The sequence below is a fragment of the bacterium genome (assembly GCA_026129405.1).
GTDB lineage: Bacteria > Desulfobacterota > Binatia > DP-6 > DP-6 > JAHCID01.
In genome coordinates this window covers 55,793-79,346 of the sequence record JAHCID010000003.1, presented here as the reverse complement: position 1 = coordinate 79,346, position 23,554 = coordinate 55,793, and the positions used below count along the sequence as shown (strand labels likewise).

General features: G+C 72.9%; 17 protein-coding genes. 5 read left to right on the top strand and 12 right to left on the bottom strand.

Going from position 1 to position 23,554, the window contains the following annotated elements:
- Positions 1-675: 675 nt before the first annotated feature.
- Positions 676-1,980, top strand: a complete 1,305-nt coding sequence (locus KIT14_12840) for a DJ-1/PfpI family protein (GenBank protein ID MCW5891421.1) — start codon at positions 676-678, stop codon at positions 1,978-1,980.
- A gap of 119 nt (positions 1,981-2,099) precedes the next feature.
- On the top strand, positions 2,100-3,989 hold the full coding sequence (locus KIT14_12835; GenBank protein ID MCW5891420.1) for a sigma 54-interacting transcriptional regulator: 1,890 nt from the start codon (positions 2,100-2,102) through the stop codon (positions 3,987-3,989).
- Between the two features lie 11 nt (positions 3,990-4,000).
- Here KIT14_12835 and KIT14_12830 read toward each other — a convergent pair whose 3' ends face one another.
- The 5 genes from KIT14_12830 to KIT14_12810 all read right to left on the bottom strand — a co-directional run bounded on the left by KIT14_12830 (position 4,001) and on the right by KIT14_12810 (position 11,916).
- Positions 4,001-5,482: an efflux transporter outer membrane subunit gene (locus KIT14_12830; protein MCW5891419.1), complete on the bottom strand. Its 1,482-nt coding sequence runs from the start codon at positions 5,480-5,482 to the stop codon at positions 4,001-4,003.
- On the bottom strand, positions 5,479-8,649 hold the full coding sequence (locus KIT14_12825) for a multidrug efflux RND transporter permease subunit (protein MCW5891418.1): 3,171 nt from the start codon (positions 8,647-8,649) through the stop codon (positions 5,479-5,481). Before KIT14_12825 ends, KIT14_12830 begins: the two co-directional genes overlap by 4 nt.
- A gap of 15 nt (positions 8,650-8,664) precedes the next feature.
- On the bottom strand, positions 8,665-9,828 hold the full coding sequence (locus KIT14_12820) for an efflux RND transporter periplasmic adaptor subunit (protein MCW5891417.1): 1,164 nt from the start codon (positions 9,826-9,828) through the stop codon (positions 8,665-8,667).
- A 102-nt stretch (positions 9,829-9,930) separates the two neighbouring features.
- Positions 9,931-11,553, bottom strand: coding sequence for a CopD family protein (locus KIT14_12815; GenBank protein ID MCW5891416.1), 1,623 nt, complete (start codon positions 11,551-11,553; stop codon positions 9,931-9,933).
- 3 nt (positions 11,554-11,556) lie between these two features.
- Entirely contained in the window at positions 11,557-11,916 is a 360-nt protein-coding gene (locus tag KIT14_12810) for a copper resistance protein CopC (GenBank protein MCW5891415.1), read from the bottom strand.
- 32 nt (positions 11,917-11,948) lie between these two features.
- Here KIT14_12810 and KIT14_12805 point away from each other — a divergent pair, with 32 nt between their 5' ends.
- Together KIT14_12805 and KIT14_12800 are read left to right on the top strand one after the other, a co-directional pair.
- Positions 11,949-12,632, top strand: a complete 684-nt coding sequence (locus tag KIT14_12805) for a CDP-alcohol phosphatidyltransferase family protein (protein ID MCW5891414.1) — start codon at positions 11,949-11,951, stop codon at positions 12,630-12,632.
- Positions 12,629-14,152 (top strand): sulfatase-like hydrolase/transferase, encoded by a 1,524-nt coding sequence (locus tag KIT14_12800; protein MCW5891413.1) that lies wholly within the window; start codon positions 12,629-12,631, stop codon positions 14,150-14,152. The genes KIT14_12805 and KIT14_12800 overlap by 4 nt, the downstream gene beginning before the upstream one ends.
- Here the strand turns inward: KIT14_12800 and KIT14_12795 are convergent.
- The 3 genes from KIT14_12795 to KIT14_12785 all read right to left on the bottom strand — a co-directional run bounded on the left by KIT14_12795 (position 14,149) and on the right by KIT14_12785 (position 17,142).
- Positions 14,149-15,378 (bottom strand): sulfotransferase, encoded by a 1,230-nt coding sequence (locus KIT14_12795; protein ID MCW5891412.1) that lies wholly within the window; start codon positions 15,376-15,378, stop codon positions 14,149-14,151. The two genes, KIT14_12800 and KIT14_12795, sit on opposite strands and share 4 nt — an antisense overlap.
- Positions 15,379-15,388: 10 nt before the next feature.
- Positions 15,389-16,456 carry a flippase-like domain-containing protein gene (locus KIT14_12790; protein ID MCW5891411.1) on the bottom strand — a complete coding sequence of 356 codons (1,068 nt, stop codon included), beginning with the start codon at positions 16,454-16,456 and terminating at the stop codon, positions 15,389-15,391.
- A 251-nt stretch (positions 16,457-16,707) separates the two neighbouring features.
- Entirely contained in the window at positions 16,708-17,142 is a 435-nt protein-coding gene (locus tag KIT14_12785; GenBank protein ID MCW5891410.1) for a DUF1134 domain-containing protein, read from the bottom strand.
- A gap of 214 nt (positions 17,143-17,356) precedes the next feature.
- On the opposite strand from KIT14_12785, the gene KIT14_12780 reads away from it, so the two are divergent.
- Positions 17,357-18,838, top strand: coding sequence for a hypothetical protein (locus KIT14_12780; GenBank protein ID MCW5891409.1), 1,482 nt, complete (start codon positions 17,357-17,359; stop codon positions 18,836-18,838).
- Between the two features lie 353 nt (positions 18,839-19,191).
- Here the strand turns inward: KIT14_12780 and KIT14_12775 are convergent, their stop codons facing one another.
- From KIT14_12775 to KIT14_12760, 4 genes are all read right to left on the bottom strand, one after another.
- Positions 19,192-20,793, bottom strand: a complete 1,602-nt coding sequence (locus tag KIT14_12775) for a DUF748 domain-containing protein (protein MCW5891408.1) — start codon at positions 20,791-20,793, stop codon at positions 19,192-19,194.
- Positions 20,790-21,626, bottom strand: coding sequence for a Ku protein (locus tag KIT14_12770; GenBank protein ID MCW5891407.1), 837 nt, complete (start codon positions 21,624-21,626; stop codon positions 20,790-20,792). The genes KIT14_12775 and KIT14_12770 overlap by 4 nt, the downstream gene beginning before the upstream one ends.
- A gap of 146 nt (positions 21,627-21,772) precedes the next feature.
- Complete coding sequence (locus KIT14_12765; protein ID MCW5891406.1) at positions 21,773-22,636, bottom strand: thioesterase family protein; 864 nt, start codon at positions 22,634-22,636, stop codon at positions 21,773-21,775.
- A 48-nt stretch (positions 22,637-22,684) separates the two neighbouring features.
- Entirely contained in the window at positions 22,685-23,542 is an 858-nt protein-coding gene (locus KIT14_12760) for a phytanoyl-CoA dioxygenase family protein (GenBank protein MCW5891405.1), read from the bottom strand.
- Between the last annotated feature and the right edge of the window lie 12 nt (positions 23,543-23,554).

Sequence of the window (23,554 nt, the reverse complement as noted above, 5' to 3'; positions counted from 1 at the left end):
GCGTGGTCAACGGGACGTGGAGAGGGGAGATGCTGATGGGAAGCTACCCGAGCACGGAGTGGTTGGTGGACGTAGACGGCGAGGAGTGCGCGGTCCGCCTCGTCCAGACGGGCAAGGTCACGTGGAGAGCGTATGGGATGTGCCGCGGCCAGCACGTTCAGGTCTCTGCGCGGGGCAGCACGTCCCGACTCCTCGCGCACTGGCGACTGGCCGCCAGGATGCAGACCGAGCCCTTTCCCTGAGGCCGGGGCGCGCTACAGGATCCCCGTCCTGTGCGCTTCGGCGTCGTGCCCTGTCGTGCCCTGGGAGCAGCGTTTTGAGCCCCCCGCAGCGGTTCGCCCGAATCCAGAATCGTTGCTGGACGCGGCTTTGACCGCTGCGGGGGGTGCATCTCACCGATTCAGGATCCTGTGGGCTAAACACCCGTGGGGGTTCAAGTCCCCCCTTTCGCACTTCCCGCCCGCGCCGCGCCCGGCTCGTCGCTGCGCTGGCGGTCTGCGGATCGGATCAGCTGGGCCGCATCGCGCCGAAGCGCCGCGATCCGCGTGAAGCGTTCGTGCGCACGAGGCGCGGGAAGGCACGCGCTCCCATGACGCAGGCCCGCGGGCGACCGTGGCAGCAATCGTCCGGCGAACGGCATTGCTCCCGAGCCCGGCGATCCACCATCCTCGCGCCGTGGGGACGCCGTCGCGCATCGGAGCCGTGCTCGCGGCGCTCCTCGGCAGCCTGCTGACCGGTGCCGCCTGGCTGGCGGTGACGGCGCCTCTCGCCCTGGGTCTCCTCCACCCGCGGCCGATCGCGCCGAGCCCGGCGAGCGTCGCGACGCCGACGCCCGAGACCGTACCGCTCGACGGCCGTCCCGTGGCCGCCGTCCTCCTCAGCCAGGCCGGCACCGAGGTCACCGACTTCCTCGCTCCGTACGCCGTGCTCGCCGCGTCGGGTGCGTTCACCGTCCATGCCGTCGCGCCGGCGACCGACCCGGCACCGACCAACGGCGGGCTCGGCATCGTCCCCGCGCTCACCTTCGCCGCGCTCGACGCGCGCTACCCGCGGGGCGTGGACGTCGTGGTGATTCCGAACGTGCTCGATCCCGAGTCGCCCGTGCTGCGGGACTGGGTGCTGGGCCAGGCGGCGCGCGGCGCGCTCGTCGTGTCGATCTGCGAGGGCGCGCGGCTGCTCGCCGAAACCGGGCTCCTCGACGGCCGCGAGGCGACGTCGCACTTCGCCGCCCTGGGCGCGCTGCGGGCCGCGCATCCGGCCGTGCGCTGGCGCGACGATCGGCGCTGGGTCGAAGACGGGCCGTTGTTGACGTCGGCCGGGGTGACCGCCGCGATCGACGCCAGCCTGCGCATCGTCGAGCGCCGCGCCGGAGCCGAGGTGGCCGAGCGCACCGCCGCCGCCCTCGCGCTCTCCCCGCCCCGCGACCCTGTGGCCGCAGGCCCGGCGCTCTCTGCCGGTGACGTCGCGATCGCACTCCTCCAGGGTGCCTTCGCCTGGCCGAAGCGGCGCATCGCCGTGCCGCTCGCCGACGGCGTCGACGAGATGCGGCTCGCAGCCACGCTGGACGCGTGGCCGCGCACCTTCGCCGCGTGGACCGACACGACGACGCGGGACCGCCGGCCGGTGCGCTCGCGCCACGATCTCACGCTGCTGCCGTCGAGCGCGCCATCGGACGACGACCCGCCGCACCTGGCCGACGCCGGAGTCGGCTCCCCCTTCGATCACGTGCTCACGGCGATCGCGCACCAGCTCGGCGGGCGCACCGCGCGCCTCGTCGCCGTGCAGCTCGAGTACCCGGCCGCGGGCCTGGCGCTCGCGACCCGGCCCACGCCGGTCGCCGCCCTGGCGTTGCGGGCCCTGCTCCTCGTCGCCGCGGGGGCGGCTGCCGGACTCGGCGCGCGCGCCGTGTGGCGTCGGCGGCGCGGAGGCGCCGTGCAGCTCGTCGCGCTCGCGCTGGTGCTCGGCACGTTCCCCGCCTGAGACGGACCGCTCCGATCGCGCGCCGGCCGACGCCGCGACCGCGCGCTCGGTACGCCCGGCGATAGACTCCGGAGCGCCTCGCGGCATAACAGGAGGCGCCTCCATCAGCTCGGCGTCCCATGACCGACCCCACGCGCGACGACCGCACGCTGCCCATCGGCCCCGGCCCGGCACGCTCGCGCGGCAGCGCCCCGCGCAGCGCCGCCGAGGACAGGGGCGCCGCGCAAGCCAGCGTGCAGGGGCAGGACGAGGCCCTGCGCCGGCTGCTCGAGATCGTCCCGCAGCAGATATTCGTCCTGCGTGCCGACCTCACGGTCGAGTATGCGAACGGCCCGGTCCTCGACTACCACGGCCCGGCGCTGCACGAGGCCCTGTTCGCGAGCGACCTCGCGCAGCGCGACGCCGCGCTCCATCACCCCGACGACCTGCCGCGCGTGAACGCCGAGGTCGGCCCGGCGATCCGCGCCGGCCAGGCCGTCGAGGTCGAAGCGCGGCTGCTGCGGCACGACGGCGCGTACCGCTGGCTCCTCGTCCGTCTGAACCCGCTCGCCGACGCCGACGGGCGCGTGCTGCGCTGGTACGGCACGCGGACCGACATCCACGACCGCAAGCGGAGCGAGGAGCGCATCCGCCGCGACGAGCGCGAGCTGCGTACCGTCGTCGACTTCGTGCCGCAGCACATCGTCGTGCTCGATCCGCAGGGGACGATCCTCTACGCCAACCGCGCCGCCCTCGAGTACACCGGCCTCAGCCTCGAGGCGCTGCTGGCCCATCCCGACGTCTGGCCGGACATCGTCCACCCGGACGAGCTCGAGCTCGTGCGCGATACCCTCGCGGGCATGGCGCGCGGCATCCCGGCCGACGTCGAGCTGCGCCTGCGCGGGGCGGACGGGCAGTATCGCTGGGTGCTGTCGCGCAACGCCCCGCTGCGCGACGACACCGGGCGCATCGTGCGCTGGTACGCCACCGCCTTCGAGATCGACGAGCGCAAGCGCGCCGAGCTGCGCATGCAGCACGAGAACCTCGCGCTGCGCGAGGAGGTCGAGAAGGCGTCGATGTTCGAGGAGATCGTCGGCGCCTCCGACGCCCTGCGCGCCGTCCTCGTCGGCCTGCGCAGGGTCGCGCCGACGGACTCGACCGTCCTCGTCACCGGCGAGACCGGGACCGGCAAGGAGCTGATGGCGCGCGCCATCCACAAGCGCTCGCCGCGCGCGGCGCGACCGTTCGTCAGCGTCAACTGCGCCGCCATCCCGCCGGCGTTGATCGCCTCGGAGCTGTTCGGCCACGAGAAGGGCGCGTTCACGGGCGCGCTGCAGCGCCGCGTCGGGCGCTTCGAGCTGGCCGACGGCGGCACCCTGTTCCTCGACGAGATCGGCGACCTGCCCCCGGACACGCAGGTGACGCTGCTGCGCGTGCTGCAGGAGCGCACCTTCGAGCGCATCGGCTCCGCGCGCCCCATCCGCGTCGACGTCCGCGTGATCGCGGCCACGAACCGCGATCTGCGCGCGGCGATGGCCGAGGGCAGCTTCCGCAGCGACCTCTTCTACCGCCTGAACGTCTTTCCGCTCGACCTGCCGCCGCTGCGCGCCCGCACGTCCGACATCGCGCTCCTCGTCGCCTACTTCGTCGATCGCTACGCGCGGCAGGCGGGCAAGACCATCCGCCGCATCGACGGCCGCAGCCTCGACCTGCTCTCGTCGTATCGCTGGCCGGGCAACGTGCGCGAGCTGCAGAACGTGATCGAGCGCGCCGTCATCCTGTGCGATGCGGGGACGCTCGCCGTCGACCCGCGTTGGCTGGCGCAGGCGCCGTCGCCCGAGCCCCCGCGGCCGCTGGCCGACGAGCTCGCGACCCGCGAGCGGCGCCTCATCGAGCGCGCGCTCGCCGCCTGCGCCGGCCGCGTCTCGGGGCCGACGGGCGCAGCCGCGAAGCTCGGCCTCCCGCCCTCGACGCTCGACTCGCGCATCCGTGCGCTCGGCATCGACAAGCACCGTTTCAAGGGCGCCTGACGCCCCGCGGCTCACGGCGCGGCGGGCGTCTCCGCCGGCGACGGCGCGGGGGCGTCCAGCGGCGCGGCCGCCGGATCGGGGAGCGTCGCCGGATCCCACTGCTCGACCGGCAGGCTCCAGCCGCCGCCGAGCGTGCGGTACAGCGTCACCACCGCGACCAGCTGGTTGCGGATCGTCTGCGCCAGGGTCAGCTGCGCCGGGAAGAGCTGCTGCTGCGCCTCCAGCACCTCGTAGTAGGTCGAGATGCCCTCGTTGTAGCGCTCGAGCGACAGCTCCACCGACTTCTCGAGCGCCCGCACCTGGATCTCCTTCTCGCTGCGGACGCCCTTCAGCTTCTCCTCGACGACCATCGCGTTCGAGACCTCGGCGAACGCGTTCAGCGTCGTCTGGTGGAAGCGCTGCACGCTCTCCTCCCACGTGGCCTTCTGCGCGCGGTAGCTGGCGAGGAGCCGGCCACCCTGGAAGATCGGGCCTGCGAGCGTGCCGGCGACGGCCCAGACGTTGCCCGCGCCCTTCACGAGGTTCTCGATCTCGGAGCTCTGCCCGCCGTACAGGGTGCTGAGGCCGAGGCGCGGAAAGAAGTTGCCGACGGCCACGCCGACGTTGGCGTTCGCCGCCACCATCGCCTGCTCCGACTGGCGTACGTCCGGCCGGCGCTCGAGCAGCTGGGCCGGAAGGCCGACGGGCACGGACGGGGCCAGGCTCTGGTCGTCGAGCGCCGCGCCGCGCACGACGTCGCCCGGGACGCGCCCCAGCAGCACGCAGATCTGGTTCTCCTTGGCGACGATCTCCGCCTCGATCGCCGGAATCGTCGCCGCGGCCTGCGCCTGGGCGGCCACGCCGCGCGACACCTCGAGCAGCGTGCCGACGTCGCCCTCGTAGCGATCCTCGAACAGCTGCACGGTCGCGTCGAAGGCCTCGGTGGTGAGGCGCGCGATCTCGAGCTCGCGGTCGAGCGACAGCAGCTCGAAGTAGGCCTGCGCGACGTCGCTCACCAGCGTCAGGAGGACGCCGCGCCGGAAGTCCTCGGTGCCGAGGTACTCCGCCCGCGCCGCCTCGGTCGCGCGGCGGATGCGGCCCCAGATGTCGATCTCCCAGGCCAGGTTGAAGCTGCCGAGGAAGGCGTTGAGGGTCTCGTTCGAGGGGGCGCCGGGCACGAAGAAGCGGCCGCGCGCGGCCTCGCCCTGATAGCCGATCTGCGGCAGCAGGTCGGCGCGCGCCACGCCGACCAGCTGGCGCGCCTGCTCGACGCGCGCGACGGCGGCCTTGAGGTCGTGGTTGTTCGCCAGCGCCTCGCGCACGAGCTCCTGCAGCACCGGGTCGCCGAAGACCTCCCACCAGGGCAGGTCGGCGAGCGACGCGGCGTCGGGCGGCCCCGGCTCGCCGCGCGTCTCGGCAGGGACGTCCACCGGCGGACGCCGATAGCTCGGGCCCACCGCACAGCCGGCGACTGCGGCCGCAAGCGCCGCGACGACGAGCGCCCGCCGCCTCACGCGTGCCCCTCCCCCGCCGCCGGCGCACCGCCGTCGGCGCCCGGGCCGCCGTGGGGCTGCCGCCCGGCCGCGAGCTTCTCGACGATGTAGAACGACACCGGGATGATGAAGATCGCCACCAGCGACGCCATCAGCATGCCGCCGATCACGGCGGTGCCGAGGATCTGCCGCCCGATCGCGCCCGCGCCCGCGGCGCGCGCCAGCGGCAGCACGCCGAAGATGAACGCGAAGGCGGTCATCAGGATCGGCCGCAGGCGCAGCTTCGCGCCCGCCAGCGCCGCGTCGATCAGCGTCTTGCCCTTCTCGTACTCGTCCTTCGCGAACTCGACGATCAGGATGGCGTTCTTCGCCGCCAGGCCGATCAGGGTGATGAGGCCGATCTGCGCGAAGACGTTGTTGTCGAGGCCGCGCAGCCACAGCGCCAGGAAGGCGCCGAACACCGCCAGCGGCACGCCGAGGAGGACGCTGAACGGCAGCGTCCAGCTCTCGTACTGGGCCGCGAGGATCAGGAACACGAACACCAGCGAGAGGCCGAAGATGACGCTCGCCGGCACGCCCTCCGCCGCCGCCTTCTCCTGGAACGACATGCCCGAGTAGTCGAAGCCCATCTCGTTGGGCATCGTGTCGCGGAACACCTCCTCCAGCGCCGCCATGGCCACGGCGGAGCTGACCCCGGGCGCCGCGGTCACGTTCAGCATCGCCGCGCGGAAGCCGTTGAAGCGGATCGTGAACTCCGGCCCGAACGTGCGCTCGATCGTGACCAGGGCCGACATCGGCACGGCGTCCTTGCCGTCCATCGTGCGGACGTAGAACTGCCCGACGTTCTCCGCCCGCGTCCGGTATTCCCCCTCGGCCTGCACGTACACCTGCCAGACGCGGCCGAAGCGGTTGAAGTAGTTCACGAAGGTGCCGCCCATGAAGGTCTGCAGCGTCTTGTAGACGGCGCCGAGGTCGACGCCCTGCTTCATCACCTTGTCGCGGTCGACGTTGGCGTAGAGCTGCGGCGTGCTCGGAATGAAGGTGGTCGTGATGCGCGCGAACTCGGGCCGCTTCTGCGCCGCGGCCATGAACTTCTGCGTCTGCTCGGCGAGGAACTCGACGCTCATGCCGGCGCGGTCCTCGAGCATGAAGGTGACGCCGCCCGCCGTGCCGACGCCGGGGATCGACGGCGGCGGGAACGCGAAGGCGATCGCCTCGGGCAGCGCCGCGAGCTCGCGGTTCAGACGCTGCATGATGACCGCCGCCGTGAGACCCTCCGCGTCGCGCGCGTGCCACGGCGCCAGCGTGACGAAGTAGAAGGCGTTGTAGGTCGTCGACGCCTGGGACAGCAGGCTGTACCCGACGACGGTGTTGTACGTCTGCACGCCCGGCGTCTTGGCGAGGATGCCCTCGATCTGCTGGGCCACCGCGTTCGTGCGCTGGAGCGATGACGCCGGCGGCAGCTGCACGTTCATGTAGAAGAAGCCCTGGTCCTCGTCCGGCACGAAGCCGCCCGGCAGGCGCGAGCCGACGAGGACGGTGAGGACCGTCACCAGCACGAGGAAGAGCATCGCCCGGCCCGACTTCTGGATCAGGTGGTGCGACCAGCGCACGTAGCCGTCGGTGGCGCGGCCGAAGACGCGGTTGAACCAGGCGTAGAAGGGCCCGAGCGGCCCGCTGTTCTTCCGCTTCGGGCGTAGCAGCATCGCGCAGAGCGCCGGGCTCAGGGTGAGCGCGTTGAACGCCGACAGCGCCACCGACACCGCGATCGTCACCGCGAATTGCTGATAGAGTCGGCCGGTGATCCCCGGCACGGCCGCCGTCGGGATGAACACCGCCGCCAGGATCAGCGCGATCGCGATGACCGGCGCCGACACCTCGTCCATCGCCTTCAGGGTCGCTTCCTTGGGCGAGAGACCGTGCTCGATGTGGTGCTCGACCGCCTCCACCACGACGATCGCGTCGTCGACGACGAGGCCGATGGCGAGCACGAGCCCCAGGAGCGACAGGGTGTTGATCGAGAAGCCGAAGAGCGGGAAGAGCGCGAAGGTCCCGACCAGCGCCACCGGCACCGCGAGCAGCGGGATCAGCGTCGCGCGCCAGCCCTGGAGGAACACGAAGACGACGACGATGACGAGGACGACCGCCTCGACCAGGGTGTGGACGATCTCGTTGATGCCCTCGCGCACGGCGAGCGTGGTGTCGAGCGAGACGACGTAGTCGAGGTCGCTCGGGAAGCGGGTCTTCGCCCCCTCCATCAGCGCCGTCGCCTTGTTCATGGTGTCGATCGCGTTCGAGCCGGGCAGCTGGTAGATCGCGATCAGCGCGGCGGGCTTGCCGTTGAGGCGCCCGATCATGTTGTACATCTGGGCGCCGAGATCGACGCGCGCGACGTCCTTCATGCGCACGACCGAGCCGTCCGGATTGGCGCGGACGATGATCTCCCCGAACTGCTCCTCGGTGACGAGCCGCCCCTGGGCGCGGACGTTGTAGGTGAACTCCTGCCCGCTCGGCACCGGCTCGCCGCCGATCTGGCCGGCGGGGTTCACGACGTTCTGCTGCTGCAGCGCGCCGATGATCTCGGTGGTGGTGATGTTGAGCTTCGCGAGCTGGTCGGGGCGCACCCAGTAGCGCATCGCGTACTGACCCGAGCCGAAGATCTGCACCTGCCCGACGCCCGAGACGCGCGTCATCGGGTCGTTCAGGTTCACGTAGGCGTAGTTCGACAGGAAGAGCGCGTCGTAGGTGCCGTTCGGCGAATACACCGAGAACAGCGCCAGGGGGCTCGACGTCGACTTCAAGATGGTGACGCCGTAGTTGCGCACGTCCGCCGGCAGGTACGACTGCGCCTGCTGGAAGCGCATGTTGGTCAGCACCTGGTCGATGTTGGCGTCGGTGGTGATGTCGAAGTCGACGCGCAGCTGCATCTGGCCGTTGCTGGCGTTGACCGAGTACATGTAGATCATGTTGTCCACGCCGCTCATCTGCTGCTCGATCGGCGTGGCAACCGACTCTTCGACGGTCAGGGCGTCGGCGCCGACGTAGTTCGCGGTGACCTGGATCTCGGGCGGCGCGATGTTCGGGTACAGCGCCACCGGCAGCTGCAGCATCGCGACCACGCCGATGATGACGGTGATGATCGCGATGACGATCGCGACGATCGGCCGATTGACGAAGAAGCGTGCCATGGGGGTCGGGCGTGCCTACTCGCCGCTCGCCGCCGTGCCCGCGGTGGCGGCCGGCTTCGCCGCCGTCGGCGGCGGGGGCGTCCACGGTTTCGGCACCACCGCGATCCCGTCGCGCATGCGCTGGAGGCCCTCGACGACCACGCGCTCGCCGGGCTTCACGCCGCTCGTGATCACCCACTCGTCGCCGCTCTTCTCGCCGACCTGGACCGGACGGATCTGCACCGTGTCGTCCGCCCCGACGACCACCAGCTGGAAGTTTCCCTGCACCTCCTGCACCGCCCGCTGCGGCACGAGCACCGCGTCGGACACCGTGTTCACCACGCCGCGGATCTTGGCGTAGCCGCCGGGGCGGAGGACGTGGTGCGGGTTCGGGAACTCCGCCTGGATCTGGATGCTCCCCGTCGCCAGCTCCACCTCGCGATTCACCGCCGACACCTTGCCGGCCTGCGGGTACGTGCTGCCGTCGGCGAGGAAGAGCTCGAGGACGGGACGCTGGTACTGCGGGCGCTCGGCGAAGCTCAGATACTCCCGCTCGCTGATCGGGAAGTAGACCTTGATCGGATCGACCTGCGACACCGTGGTCATGAGCGTGGTCGCGGCGATGAGGTCGCCCACCTGGGCCTGCGCGATGCCGGCGATGCCGGTGATCGGCGAGCGTACCGTCGCCCAATCGAGGTTCAGCCGGGCGTCGTCGACGGCCGCCTTGGCGACGTCGACCGACGCCATGTTGGCGCGCATGGTCTGCACGGCGTCGTCGAGCTCCTTGCGGCTGACGGCGCCCTTCTCGACCAGCGGCCGATAGCGAGCGACGTTCTGCTGGCTGCGCAGGAGGACCGCCTGCGCCACCTCGACGTCGCCCTTCGCCTGCGCCAGCGCCGCCTGGTACTGGCGCGGATCGAGCTGGAAGAGCACCTGCCCGGCCTGCACGACCGTGCCCTCGTCGTACTCGCGCTTCAGGAGATAGCCCTGCACCTTGGCGCGGATCTGCGCGTTGATGAAGCCGTCGAGCGTGCCGACCCACTCCCCGTACACGGAGACGGGGCGCTGGCCGACCTCGGTGACGAGGACCTCGGGCGGCGGAAGCTCCGTCTCCGCCTTCTTCCCGCACCCGGCGGCCACCAGCGCGAGCCACCCGCCTGCGACGACGATCGCGCACGATCGCACCCAGAGCCCGATCATTGCGTCCCTCCTCGACCGCCCCGCGGGCGTCCCCTCCGCGGCTCGGACGCCGGTCCCTTAGCACCGCGACGGGACACGCCGCCACACTTTCGGTGTCGTTCCCTAGCTTGGGAGCGGGCCCACCACGACGTTTGCTTCCCGGTAGAAGAGAAGGACCAGCGCGACGAGCAGCATCGCCACCCCCGACGCCGCCCCGGCGATACGGCCGGCGCGGCCCGGCAGCCGCAGCTCGAGCCACCGTCCGGCGGCGAGCAGCACGGCGAGGACGCCCATCACGACGTGCGTCACCTGCACGAGGTAGCTGCTCTTCCCCTCGAAGGCGACGTGCGCGTGCGTGAGGAGGAGGATGCCCCCGAACGCCGCCAGCGCCGGGAAGAGCCGCGCCAGCGGGCCGGGATCGCGCGCCGCGCGGGCCCGCCATTCGAGCAGGCCGAGCAGCAGCGCGAGCAGCGCGGCGATGCGGTGCTGGAGGCCTTCGGCGTCGCCGGACCAGGGGGCGACGTCGCCGTAGGGCCAGGTGCCGTCGCTCGCGCTCGCGCGCAGGAACACGAACACGGCGAGGGCGACGAGGCCGAGCGGCCAGTGCCGCGCCCAGCGCGCGTATCGGCTCGTTCCCAGAAGTGCGAGCAGGCTCATCACGAGCAGGAACACGCCGGCGACGTTGTGGCTGAAATTCGACCACGAGTACGCCGTGGGCGTGCGCTCGTTGCCGACCACGGCGAGCGGGTCCGCGGTCTGGGCGCGCTTGGTCGCGATCGACGGCGTGGTCAGCGTCGGCCACTTGGGGCGGAACACCTCGGCGAGCTCCGCCGGCGTCGCCTGGGTCTCGGGGGTGTCGACCGACGGCGGCTGCGAGGCGAGCGCCGCCGCCGTGAAGACGAGCGTCACGAGGAGGAGCGCCTCGGCCTCGACCAGCGCCGGCGTGCGCCGGCCGTCGGCGCCGTCGCGCCGGCGCCCGGCGAAGAAGTTGCGGGCGCCGAACGCGAGCGCCGCCCCCATGAGCGCCAGCTTGGCCACGACCAGCGAGCCGTAGCCGCTGCCGACGAGGCCGCCGAGCGCGCCGACGTAGATCCACACCAGCGGCAGCGACGCGAGCGTCGCCAGCACGACGGCCGCGATCGCCACCCGGGCGAAGCGGCCCACCGCGTCCGGCCAGAGCGCCGCCGCGCGGGTGTCGCGCTGCGCGAGCCGGCCCAGCGCGACGAGCTGCACGAGTCCACCGACCCAGACGATGCCCGCCGCCTGGTGCAGCACGGTGAGCGCCATGAGCGCGCCGCGATGCTCGAGCCGCCCGGCCGCGTGCACGAGCGCGGCGCCGGCCCCGAGCAGCGCGAGGTCGGCGAGCCCGAGCGCCGCCCAACGCCGCCCGTCGTTCGGTGCGGCGCGCAGCAAGAGCCCGATCCCGATCACGGCGAGCGCCAGGACGAGCCGTGCCGCGCCGCCGCGGAACTGGAGCGTGTGCGCGAACGCGCCGAACGCCTCCGGCCCGACGTTGCTCGTGAGCACCACCGTCTTGAGGCCGAGGAGCGTCGCCTGGCAGGCGGCCAGCACCACGGCGAAGCCGACGACGAGCCCGGCGGCGCGACGCGCGCCCGGATCGTCGGGTGCCCGGCGCGTGGCGCGCAGGACGACGAGCCCCCACGGCACCGCCCCCACGAGCACGGCGAGCGCCACCAGCACGGTGCCGCGCAGCAGGCCGTCGGCGAAGTCGGCGAGCGCCAGCACGGCTCAGTCGGCGGGCGCCGCCGTGAAGCGCACGACGTTCTCGGTCACGTGACCGTCGACCGCGAAGATCTTGTAGTGCAGGCCGTACGCCCCCGGCGTGAGCGCCGGCACGGTCACCTCGACCCGTCCCGGCTCCGCGCCCGGGTGCAACGCCAGCACGCGCTCCGCCTTCTGCGCGTCGACCAGGGCCACGCACGACAGCGCCGGCTCGATGGCGGAGTTGAAGCGGAGCACGACGGTGGTCTCGGCGCCGGCGGGAATGCGGTCGCCCTCGATCGAGGTGCCGGTCAGCACCGCGTGCGCAGCGACGAGGCCCGGCGTCGCCAGCATGCAGAGGGCGAGGAGCCACGACAGGGGTCGCATCGGTGGCGACGCGTATGCCGACGCCACGCGGGATGCAACGTCCGCGCGCGTGGACGCGCCCCCCGGGATGCGCTACGCGCTCCGAGGTGAGCTCGTCGACGAAGCCCTGGGACAGCCGCATCGCCAACGCCCTCGTCCGCCCGCTGCGCGACACGGCGGTGACGCCGAACCAGCTGACCAGCGTCGGCCTCTGCACCGGGCTCGCCGCCGCGGCGGCGTTCGCCGTGGGCGGCGGCTGGGCCCACGTGGGCGCCGCGCTGTTCGTCCTCTCCGCGCTGCTCGACCATGCCGACGGCGAGCTCGCCCGCATGACCGGCAAGACGTCGCCGCTGGGCCACGTCTACGACCGCGTCGCCGACCTCGTGGTCAAGGTGTCCGTGTTCGCGGGCATGGGATTCGGGATGCGCCACGGCTTGTTCGGCGGCTGGGCGGGCGTCCTCGGCCTCGTCGCCGGCATCTCGTTCGTGACCATCTTCCTGCTCCGCTCGGAGCTGGCGCGGCGCCTGGGCCGCTCGGCGCTCGACCAGCCCGCGGCCGGTCCGTTCGAGATCGAGGACATCCTCTACCTCGTCGCGCCGGTGACCTGGTCGGGGAACCTCGAGCCGTTCGTCGCCGCGGCCGCGATCGGGGCGCCGCTGTTCGCGATCTGGACGGCCACGCGCCTCGCGGCGGCGCGCCCGGTCCTCGGCCGCGAGACGCCGTCCGCGTGGCCATGAACGTCCTCCTCGTCACCACCGACCAGCACAAGGCGACCACCCTCGGCTCCTACGGCGATCCCCTCGGCGCCACGCCCGCCCTCGATCGGCTCGCCGCCGCCGGCACGCGCTTCGCGCAGTGCCGCACGCAGAACCCGTTCTGCCAGCCGGCGCGCGCGACGATCCTGACCGGCACCTATCCCAGCACCCACGGCGTCATCCGCAACGGCATGGACCTGCCGCTCGACGCCGAGGCCGACTCGATCGCCACCCGCCTCGGCGCGGCCGGCTTCGCCACGGCGCTGTTCGGCAAGGCGCATTTCGCGTCGTACTGGCCCGATCTGCCGAGCGGCCGCGTCGAGTCGGTGGTCGACTCCGCGCGCCTGCCCGCGGACTGGCAGGGGCCGTACTTCGGCTTTCGCCACGTCGAGCTGGTGAGCGACGTACACAACATTCGGCTCGCGCCGGAGATGGGACGCTGGAACTGGGGCTTCGGCCCGCCGCCGCTCGGCCACCACTACGGGCGCCATCTCTTCCGCGACGGCCACGCGCGCGGCGTCGCGCGCCTCCGCGCCATGCAGCCCGAGGCGGCGGGCGCGACCTGGGACCACACCCAGACGTGGAAGAGCGCGCTCGCCGACGAGGACCATCACACCACCTGGATCGCCGACCGCGCGATCGACTGGCTCGGCGGCGTCGAGCCGCCGTTCTTCGGCTGGGTCAGCTTCGCCGACCCGCACCATCCCTTCGACCCGCCGCACCCGTGGTGCGACCGCTACGAGCCGGCCGACATGCTCCCGGTGCTGCCGCGCGCGCACCCGACCGAGCTCGACGGCAAGCCGATGTTCCACCGCACCTGGTCCGAGGGCTTCGGCGGCACGCCGCTCGCGTGGGTGAACCCCGGATGGGCGCGGCTCACCGAGACGGAGCGCCTCGGCCTCCTCGCCGCCTACTACGGCATGGTGGCGCACCTCGACCACAACGTCGGCCGCGTCCTGGACGCCCTCGCCGCCCGCGGGCTCGCCGACGACACCCTCGTCCTCTTCACCGCCGACCACGGCGACTTCCTCGGCGAGCACCAGCTCATGCTGAAGGGCCCGATCCACTACGAGGCGCTGCTGCGCGTGCCGCTCCTCGTGCGCGGGCGGGGCTTCGCGCCCGGCGCCGTGGTGACCGATCCGGTCGGCACCATCGACCTCGCGCCGACCATCCTGCACGCCTGCGGGCTGCCCATCCCGGCGGCCGTCGAGGGACGCCGCCTGCTCGACGGCCCGCGCGAGTGGGCCCTCACCGAGGACGACATCCTGCGCGGCGCGATGGCGTTCCGCACCCTGACGACGCGCACCCACCGCCTCACGAGGAGCGTCCACGACCCGCACGGCGGCGAGCTCTACGACCTGCGCGAGGACCCGGGCGAGCTCGTGAACCGCTGGGCGGACCCGGGCTGCGTGCGCGTGCGCGACGAGCTGCTCGCGCTGCTGGACGCGGTGATGCGGCACGACCTGGCACGCGAGCTGCCGCTCGTGTGCCAGGCCGGCTAGAGCCCGAAGCGCTCCAGATAGGCGCGGTAGCGCGCCCGCTCGGCGTCGGCGTCGAGGCCGAAGTCGCCGAGCGTGTAGACGTGGCGGCCGTTCTTGTCCTTGGGATTCGCGGCCAAGAAGCGGCGCATGCGCTCCTCGGCGACGGCGGTGAACGGCATGTCGAAGTGCGCGTACAGGTGGCGCACGGTGCCGATCGGATCGCGCACGAGGTCGGTGTAGCGCACGTCGAGGAACTGCCCCGCGGGCGCACAGCCGGCGTCGCGGTCCGCGAGCGCCTTGTAGATGCCGCGCGCCCAGCGCGCCGTCATCTCCGTGCCCACCGCGCGCGGATCGACCTGGTCGCTGAAGGTGCGGCGCAGGAAGGTCGTGAGGCTCGCGAGCGACGCCGCCACCTCGGTGGGATCGCGATGCGTGAACACCACGGCGGCGTCGGGATAGGTCGCGAACAGCGCCGGGATGCCGAAGAGGTGCGCCGGGGCCTTCAGCACCCAGCGCTCGCCGCGGCCGCGCCACTGGAGGTGCTGGAGGAAGCGGCGGTGCCAGGCGTAGCAGAGCACCAGGTCCTGGGTCTCGAGCCACGCCTGGTACGACGGCACGTGGTGCGAGGTCTGGAACTGGTAGCTCAGGAACGCGTGGCTCGTGATGATGAGGCACTCCTCGGGCAGGGTCGCGCCGAGGGGATGCATGCGCCGGATGTCGGGGTTCAGCCGGTGGAACCAGCGCAGCTGGCGCGCGGCGGCGTCGATGCGCCGGCGCACGCGCGCGCGGGAGCGGTCCGGCGGCGACGGGAAGACGCTCTCCCAGTGCAGCGGTGCGCGGCTGGCGGGGTCCTGGGCGAGGAGCCCGTGCAGCAGCGTCGTGCCGGTGCGCGGGAGGCCGGTGACGAAGATCGGCCGGCGCACGCTCTCCGCCGCGATGTCCGGATGGCGGCGGCGATCGTCGACCAGCTGCAGGCGGCTCTTCAGCAGGCGCAGCAGATCCTGGCGCGCCGCGATGCGCCCGAGCAGCGTCAGCCCCGCCTCGCGGTCGAACGAGTGGACGACGCGCCGGAACGCCTCGCGGAAGCCGTCCTCGTCGAAGTCCTCGAGCCGGGCCCGACGCCGCGCCTCGTCGAGCAGCGCCTCGGGCTCGAGCCGTATCAGCGAGACGCCCGTGCGCTGGATCACGCGACCGCCCCTGTTGAACGCCCGCGTGAGCGAGCCGAGCGGGGAGATGGGCGAGCTCATCGATCCTCCATCACGCCGAGCGCGCACCGACGCGGCGGCGATCCACTGTCCAGTCCAGCTGCCAGGCGACGAGCCCCGGCAGCCCGAGGGTCAGCTCGCGCACGCGCTTGGTCAGCGACAGCGCGAGCGCGGTGTCCGGCGCGATGCCGAGCGCGGCGCCGAGGAGCAGGAGGCCGCCCTCCTGCACGCCGAGCGCCGCAGGCACCGCGAACGCGGCGCCGCGGATGGCCTGCGCCAGGCTCTCGAGGATGATCGCCGAGAGCAGGTCGACCGGGTGGCCGAGGAGCCACAGCGCCAGCCACACCTCGCCGACGCCGACGGCCCAGCTCGCGAGGTGCCATGCCGCCGCCGCGACCACCCGCCCGCGCTCGCGATAGAGCCCGGCGACGCGCCCGTCGAGCGCCACGGCGTCGTCGACCAGGCCCGCGAGCGGGCTCGGGCCGCGGACCCGGGTCAAGAGGCGCGCGCCGCGCGCAAAGACGCCGAGCCGCTGCGCCAGCACGAACCCCGCGAGCGCGAGCACGGAGAGCCCGAGGCCGACGGCTGCGGTGGGCGCGATCGTCCGCCCGCCGACGTGCAGCAGCAGAAGGACGAGGCCGGTGACGGTGAAGACGATCTGCGTCACCATGACCAGCGTCACGTCGACGACCACGCTCGCCCCCGCGGTCGCCCCGGGCATGCCGCGGCGCACGAGCACGCGCGCCTTGGCGACGTTGCCGCCGATCTGCATCGCGGGCAGGAGCCCGTTCACGGACTCGCCGACCCAGCGGGCGAAGAACATCGTGCCCAACCCGGGCCGATCGGGTGCGGCGAGCAGGGCGCGCCAGCCGGCGGCGTCGGCCGCCATCGGCGCCACGTGGAACAGCGCCACGCCGACGAGCCCCCAGCCGCCGACGGCGAGCGCGGCGAGCACCTCGCCGACGCCCTCGTGCACGAGGAGCGCCGTGAACAACGCCACCCCGAGGGCGAAGCCCGGGACCGCGAGCCGGCGGATGCCGGCGACCACCGCGGGCGCATCGGGCGTCGCGGCGAGCGACGCGGACGCATCGGGCGCGGACGCCCGGGCTTCGCCGCTCACCGCGACGACGCTCGGCCGGGGACGCCGTCGCGCCGTCGAGAGGACGGCCGCCGCGTTTGGCCCGGGACTCGTGGTCTCACGTCATGCACAGGCTCGATCCCCGCTCGCGGCCCGCCCTGGACATCCGACCGGGGGACCGCCGAGCTCTGCTACACCATGCGTCGCGGCCCTCCAAGGGCGTTGGCGCGGCGCACGCAGGCGGGAGATCGCCGTCGGCGACCCGGGCCGGCAGGCCCGGATCGCCGACCGCCTCACTCCTTGATCTTCATGTCGACGCCGGCGCCCCCGAGGGCGAACTTGATGCCCTGCGTGGTCGACACCAGCTCGACCGTCACGCCCGCCTGGTTGCGCATGGCGCTGATGGCGCCGCCGCCGGCCACCGTCGCGCCCGCGGCCACGGCCGTGTAGTTGCCGTCGAAGTCGCCGATGCTCTGGAGGTTGTAGACCTTGCCGGAGGCCTCGATGGAGGTGATGCCCACGTCGCCCACGGAGAGCCCTTTCACCTCGACCGGGTACTCCTTGCCCTTGTAGGTAAGGGTTCCCTTGCCCCAGCTGAGACCGATGCCGGCCGCGATGGAGCCGCCTTCGAGCTTCAGGGTGCCGTCCGGCGTCTTGTCCTCGGCCTGCGCCACGCCCAGCGCGAGACCCAGCGCCACCACCGCCATCATTCCCAGGATTCGTCGCATCCGTACTCTCCTTTTCGCCTGATCCATACGTTGCTGGTCGAGACCGGCGTGCCCTCCGGGCGTCGCGCGCGTCGACCGTTGGTCACGGTCGCGACCACGCCCGTGACGGCGCTCGGATAGCACCGGCCCCCGCGGGCCTCTTGCCATTAAGCGCCAGCGCCCCGACCATGGTCGCTGGCCGGGTTATGGTAGGCGACCGCGGCGCGGGAGGTGGATGATGGAGCGACGTCGGCGCAGCTGGGTGCTGCTCCTGCTCGGCCTGGGCGCGATGGCGCTCGCGGCCGTGACGCTGATCGCGAACCGCCGCCCGCCGGTGCATCGCATCACGTTGACGGCCGGCCCGCTCGGGACCACGCGCGCCCTCGTCGCGCGCACCATCCTGCATGCGCTCGAGGCGCGCGGCGTCGCCGCGCGCCTCGTGGCGATGCCCGAGGCACACACCCAGCTCGACGCCGTCGACGCGGGCCGCGTCGACTTCGCGCTCGTCTCCGAAGCCTACCGTGCCGGCAAGGTGCCGCACGTACGCGAGGTCACGCCGCTCTACATGGAGGCGGTGCATTTCCTCGTGAAGGCCGAGCTCGCCGACGACGTCGCCGGCGGGTTCGCAGGGCTGCGCGGGCACGTCGTCGACCTCGGCGCGCCCGGCTCGACGACCGCCGGCCTCGCCACCGCCGTGCTGGCGTTCGCCGGCGCGACGCCGGGCGAGAGCGGCTACGTGCCGCGCAACATCGACCTCGGCGACCTCGAGCGCCTCATCGCCGCGGGCGACCGTGCCGCCCTGCCCGACGCGACGGTGCTGCTCGCGACCCTGCCCTCGGAGCTCGCGCTCGAGCTGGTGCGCGGCTTCGACTACCGCCTGATCCCGCTCCCGTTCGCCGAGGCGTTCCGCCTGAACGCGGTGCTCGCCGCGAGCGAGCCCGGACCGGCCACGCCCAGCGTCGAGCGCCAGCACGTGACCGGCACGGTCATCCCGGCGTTCACCTACCGGCGCCAGCCGCCCGTCCCGGCCGAGCCGCTGCCGACGATCGGCGCGCGCCTGAACCTCGTCGCGCACGAGTCGGTGCCGCCCGAGACGGTCGAGCTCGTGCTCGAGACGCTGTTCAGCGCCGACGTCGCCCGGCTCGCACAGCCGCCGCTCGATCCGAGCCTGCTCGCCCTCCCCTCGCGGCTTCCACGCCACGACGGCACCATCGAGTACCTGCGCCGCGACAAGCCGTTCATCACCGAGAACACCGTCGACACGCTCGGCAACACGTTCAGCGTCCTCGGGGCGATCGCGGGCGGCAGCATCTTCCTGTGGCAGTGGTGGCGCCAGCGCCGCCAGGCGGCGCGCGACGAGGAGTTCGCCACTCACCTGCGGCGCATGGCCGACGTCGAGCGGCGGCTCACCGAGCTCGAGCTGTCCGCGACGCTCGCGCTGGAGCCGCTCGTCGACCTCCAGCAGGAGGTGCTGACGCTGAAGAGCGACGTCCTCGAGCGCTACGCCGCCGGCGCGCTCGGCGACCGCGCGGCCCTCGGCGACCTTCTCGTTCCGCTCAACGCCACCCGCGACCACCTCGGCGACCTCCTGCTCCACGTCCGCACGAGCCTCGAGGAGCAGGCGCAGGCCGAGGGGCGCTCGGCGACGGCGCTGTGGACCGACGCCATCGACCAGCCCGACGACCCGAGCCGCCGGGGGGCGCCCCGCACGGCCTGACCCACCGCCGCCGGATGTCCCAGGTGACGGTGAGGTCCAGGTACTCGTAGTCGTCGGGGTCCGGCACCCCGTGCCGGATCAGCACGCGGCTGCCGTAGAAGTGGGCGGGGTGGCTCGGATCCGGCGCCTTCATCTCGCCCTCGCCGATGGCGAGCAGCGCCGCGTACGGCTGGTCGAGACGTCGCCGCGACCAGGGTGGTGCTCGTGGTCGCCGGCGTCGTCGTGGTCGTCGTCACCTCGAGCGCGAAGCTGCCCGGCGGGCACGGCTGCGCCCTGCTGCGGGCGAGGGCGGGAGCGACCATCTGCGGGCCGCGGGGTGTCGCACCGCGGATCCGCTGCGGCAACGAATTCTCTCAGCCGTGCGACGCGCCTCCCGTGCCGCGATCGCCCTGCCGTCGCTCGGGATCGAGACCCGGCAGGATGGCGTTGAAGAAGGCGTTGCGGAGCAGGCCGACGACGATCTGGAAGGTGCTCGCGTTCGGATCCTCGACCGGGCCGGAGAGGTCGGCGCGCGTCGCCACCTCGTCGCGCGGCCGGTTCTGGAGCACGGTCGCGGCGGCTCCCGCCATCGCCTCCCACGCCTTCTGGAAGATGCTGTCGTCCGCGTCCTGCTCGGAGTCGTAGATGTCGAGGTCGGCGAACAGCGGCTTCGCGTACCCTTCCACGCGGCCGTCGCGGACCGCGAGCTCGGTGTAGAAGGACATCTCGCCGCGGTTCACGTCGAGGTCGGCGCGCGCCCGCAGGAGGTCGTTCAGCCGCACCAGATCGACGCGCTCGAGGCGCAGCGCGAGCGTGAACTCGGGGCGCTTCGCACCCGACGCGAAGGTGGCGTCGATCGACAGCGGCCCGCTGTCCATGAAGCGCCCGCGCAGGCTCGCCGTTCCCTTACGGTCGGACTTCCGGTTGCTGAAGCCCTTCACCGTGACGTCGGTGCCCGCGACGAAGAGGCGGAACGGCGGCTCCACGGTGTGATCGGCGAAGCCGAGCGTCGCGCCGCGCAGGCGGGCCTGCTGCACGTCGATCTGTACCGGCGGCGCCGCCTCGGCGACGGTCGCGGCGCGCTTCGCGGCGTCGAGCCGCTCCTCGTCCTTGGCGGTCGCCTGCACGTAGTCGACCTTCGCGCCGTCGACGGTGACGTCCCGCACGTCGACCACCGTCTTCGCCGTCGCGTACTCGATCGTGACGTCCGCGCCGAGCCTGCCGCCGTCGAGCACGACACCGAACGGGCGCACGCTCGGCGCCAGCGGTGCAAGGCCGACGTCGCGTGCCGTCAGGTCGCCGCGCGCCACCGGAGCCGGCTTGGCGAGGAGATCGGCGTGGCCGTCGAAGGCGATCCGGCCGCCGGCCACGCGCATGCTCGCCGTCACCGGCGACGGGTACCGACCCGCGGCCGAGCGCACATTGCGGATGTTGTCGATGTCGAGGTCGAGGTCGGTGAGCTTCACCGGATCCTGCTTGCCGTCCCAGTAGGTGAGCGCGCCGTCGCGCACCACGACCTCGTTGATCTTCAGCGGATGCACGGAGGTGACCGCGTCCTGCCAGCCCCGGTCCGCCGCCGGCGTGTCGTCCGCCGCCTCCGCTTCGGCTTGGCTGCGCGTGAGGTACAGGCGCGGGGCGTCGAACTCGGCGTCGGCGACGACGGCGCCGGAGAGCAGCGCCTTCCACTGCAGGCTCGTCTTCCAGCGCGGCAGGTAGACGACGGGCGGCGACGGGCGCGCGTCCTGGACGACGGTCACGCCCTCGAGCTCGATCGCGAGCGCGAACGGCTGCAGGTCGAGGTTCTGGATCGTGACCGTGTACCCCGTAAGGGCGGCGTTCAGCCGCCGCTCCATCTCGCGCCGCAGCGGCTCGTCGACGAGCTGGAGCCCCACGACGAGGAGGGCCACCACGACGACCAGCGCGCCGAGTCCGCGCACGACCCAGCGCCGCCAGCGGATGTGCCGTCCTGCGCTCACGCCGCCTTCTCTCTTGCGCTCGCACGCCGGCGGCGCTTCCCGCCCGCGCTCGCGGCGAGGCTGCGCTTCAGTGCCTCCATGAGGTCGACGACCGGGGCGCCCTTGCGGCGCGTGCCGGCATCGGCGGTCTCCGCCTCGCCGAGCACGAACTGCGGCTTCGCCCGCACCAGCGCGTCGACCGCCTTGCGGTAACGGTTCGGGTGCGCCATCGGATCGAAGTCGCCGCCCATCTCGTCGATGAGCGTCTTCGCCATCTTCTTCTCGTTCGGCCGTGCGGTGGCGCGCCTGGGCGCGAACGGCGTGCGCGTACGCAGCGAGCCCGGCTCGCGCAGCGCCACGACCGCGAGCACGTCGCCGACGGGCAGCACCGCCGCCAGGTGCGGCCGCGTGCGCAGGTAGACACGGGCGACGCCGACGCGGCCGCTCTCCGCGAGCGCCTCGCGCAGCACCACGTATGCCTTGTCGCCGCCGCGCTCGGCGCCGAGGTAGTATGGACGCTCGAGCAGCAGGGGGTCGAGCGTGTCGGCAGCGATGAACTGGAGCAGCTCGATCGTGTGCTCGCCCTCGCCGAGCTCCGCCTGCACCTCGTCGAGCTCCTCCTTCTCGACGACGGCCCAGCGGCCCTTCGAGGTCTCGTAGCCGCGCACGATCTCGTCGGCCGGGACCTCCGTGTCCTCCTTGCTGCAGAACTTCTTGTAGCGGATGGGCGCTTTGTCCTTGCGGTGCAGGAGCCGGAAGTGGACCTCTTGCGAGCTCTCCACGGCAGCGTGCAGGCCGACCGGGATCGAAACCAGACCGAAGGTGAGATGGCCGCTCCAGATGGCTCTCGGCATGGGGTGTCCGGCGGCACGAGGCCGCCGCTCCTTGCGAGTCGCGGAGCAACCCCGATGCCAGCCGCCGGGGCGACGCAACCGCCCGATCTCGCGCTACTCCGTCTGGGCGGCGCGCGGCCGTTTGTAAGAACGGCCGGCGCGCGCCGCTACCAGTTCGGGCCGGCGACGTCCTCCGGGCGACGGCGGATCATCATCATCTGCGTGGCGATGGCGACGAGGCGCTTGCGGTCGTCCCAGATCTCGCAGTCGGCCGTGGCCCAGCCGGCGCGCGCCCGACGCGCGTGCACCCAGGTGAGCAGCCACTCGCTCGGCGTGTCCTCGAGGAAGTGGACGGTGAGATCGAGGCTCGGCGCGTGGAACGGCGGCGCGTCGGGTCCGAGGCGCTGCACGAGCGCCGGCGGCATGGTGTCGGCGATGGGCGGGATGGCGAGCGGATCGAAGCGCCCGTCGGCGAGCCGCGGCGGCAGGTGGTAGCGGAACCAGCGTCCCATGCGCGCCGGCCCCGCCGCCCACTCGCGCGTCCACCAGGCCGAGCCGAGCGCGAGGCGGCATTCGAAGTTCTCGAGGAAACGCGGCCGGAAGTCGCGCACGCCGGGGACGATCGGCATGCCGTCGCCCGGCATCGCGACGGGCGGGAACTCGGCGTCGAGCACGTCGACGCCGGGGCGCGCGCGCCCGAACGTCGCGCTCACCTCGAGGCCCGGGCCCGGCATGGTCGTCGACGAGAGCGCGCAGCGGACCTGCGCGGCGACGTTGCCCCGGCGCAGCACCTCGACGCGGATCTCGAGCGGCCCCGCCGGCACCGGCGAGCAGAAGTGCGTGTTCGCCGACAGCGGGACCAGGTCCGGCTCTCCCAGCTCCGCCTGCATGGCGCGCATGGCGACGGTCATGAGGACGCCGCCCGACGGCGTACGGAAGTCCCACGCGTTCGGGAGATCGGCGGTGTACCAGCCCGGGGCGGCGGCGAGGCGCGTGACCGCGGTGTCGCACGAAAGGTCGTGGGGCTCCATGGCCCGCACGTATAGGGGCGGGGCGAGACCGATACTACCGCGTCCCGACTACCGAACGCTCTCCTGCCGGCGCAGGGCGGCGTCGAGGTCGCCGAGCCCCGTCGCCGAGCCCGGGCGCAGCACCTCGATCGGGTCGCGCAGGTCGTCGACGTAGCCGAGCGCGTAGGCGCCGCGCGCATAGCCCATGAGGCGAAGCAGCTCGGTCGGCAGCGTGCGCGCGACGTCGTGCGGCACCGAGAGGTACTGGTTCTCCTCCTGGCGCAGCCACGAGAGCGCGTACGTGATGTTGATGCCGTAGCGCGTCTGGTCGGAGCGGTTGGCGCCGCCGCCGTGGTAGACGCTGCCGGTGTAGAAGAGCACCGAGCCCTTCGCCATCTCGGCCGGGACGGTGTCGGCCTCGGTGAAGTCGCGCCGGTCCTCGAGCTGCGTGCTGCCGGGCACGAGACGCGTGGCGCCGTTGGCGGCGGTGAAGTCGCTCATCGCCCAGATCGTGTTGCACTGCACCTCGTAGCCCTTCGGGAAGGGGAAGAAGTCGAAGGCCCACTGGTCGCGGTGGATCATCTGGCCCGGCTCGCCGGGGCCGATCGCGATCACCTGCGTCAGGTGCAGGTGGTAGCTCGTCGCGTGCCCGAGCAGCGTGCCGGCGGTGCCGAGGACGAGCGGGTGCATGACCAGCTCGCGGCACGCGGCCGAGCGCGCGACGAGCGCCCCCGTGCGCCGCGTGCGGCGGCCGGAGAACTCGTCGGGGCCGGGCGCAGTGGCCTCGAGGAAGGGCGCCAGCTCGGCGTGCACGCGGTCCATCACCGCCGGCGCGACGACGTGGTCGACGACGACGGCGCCGTCGCGGGCGAGGACGGCGGCGACGTCGGCCGGGGCGGACTCGGCGGCGAGGTGGGTGAGCGTCATCGGATTCCTCCG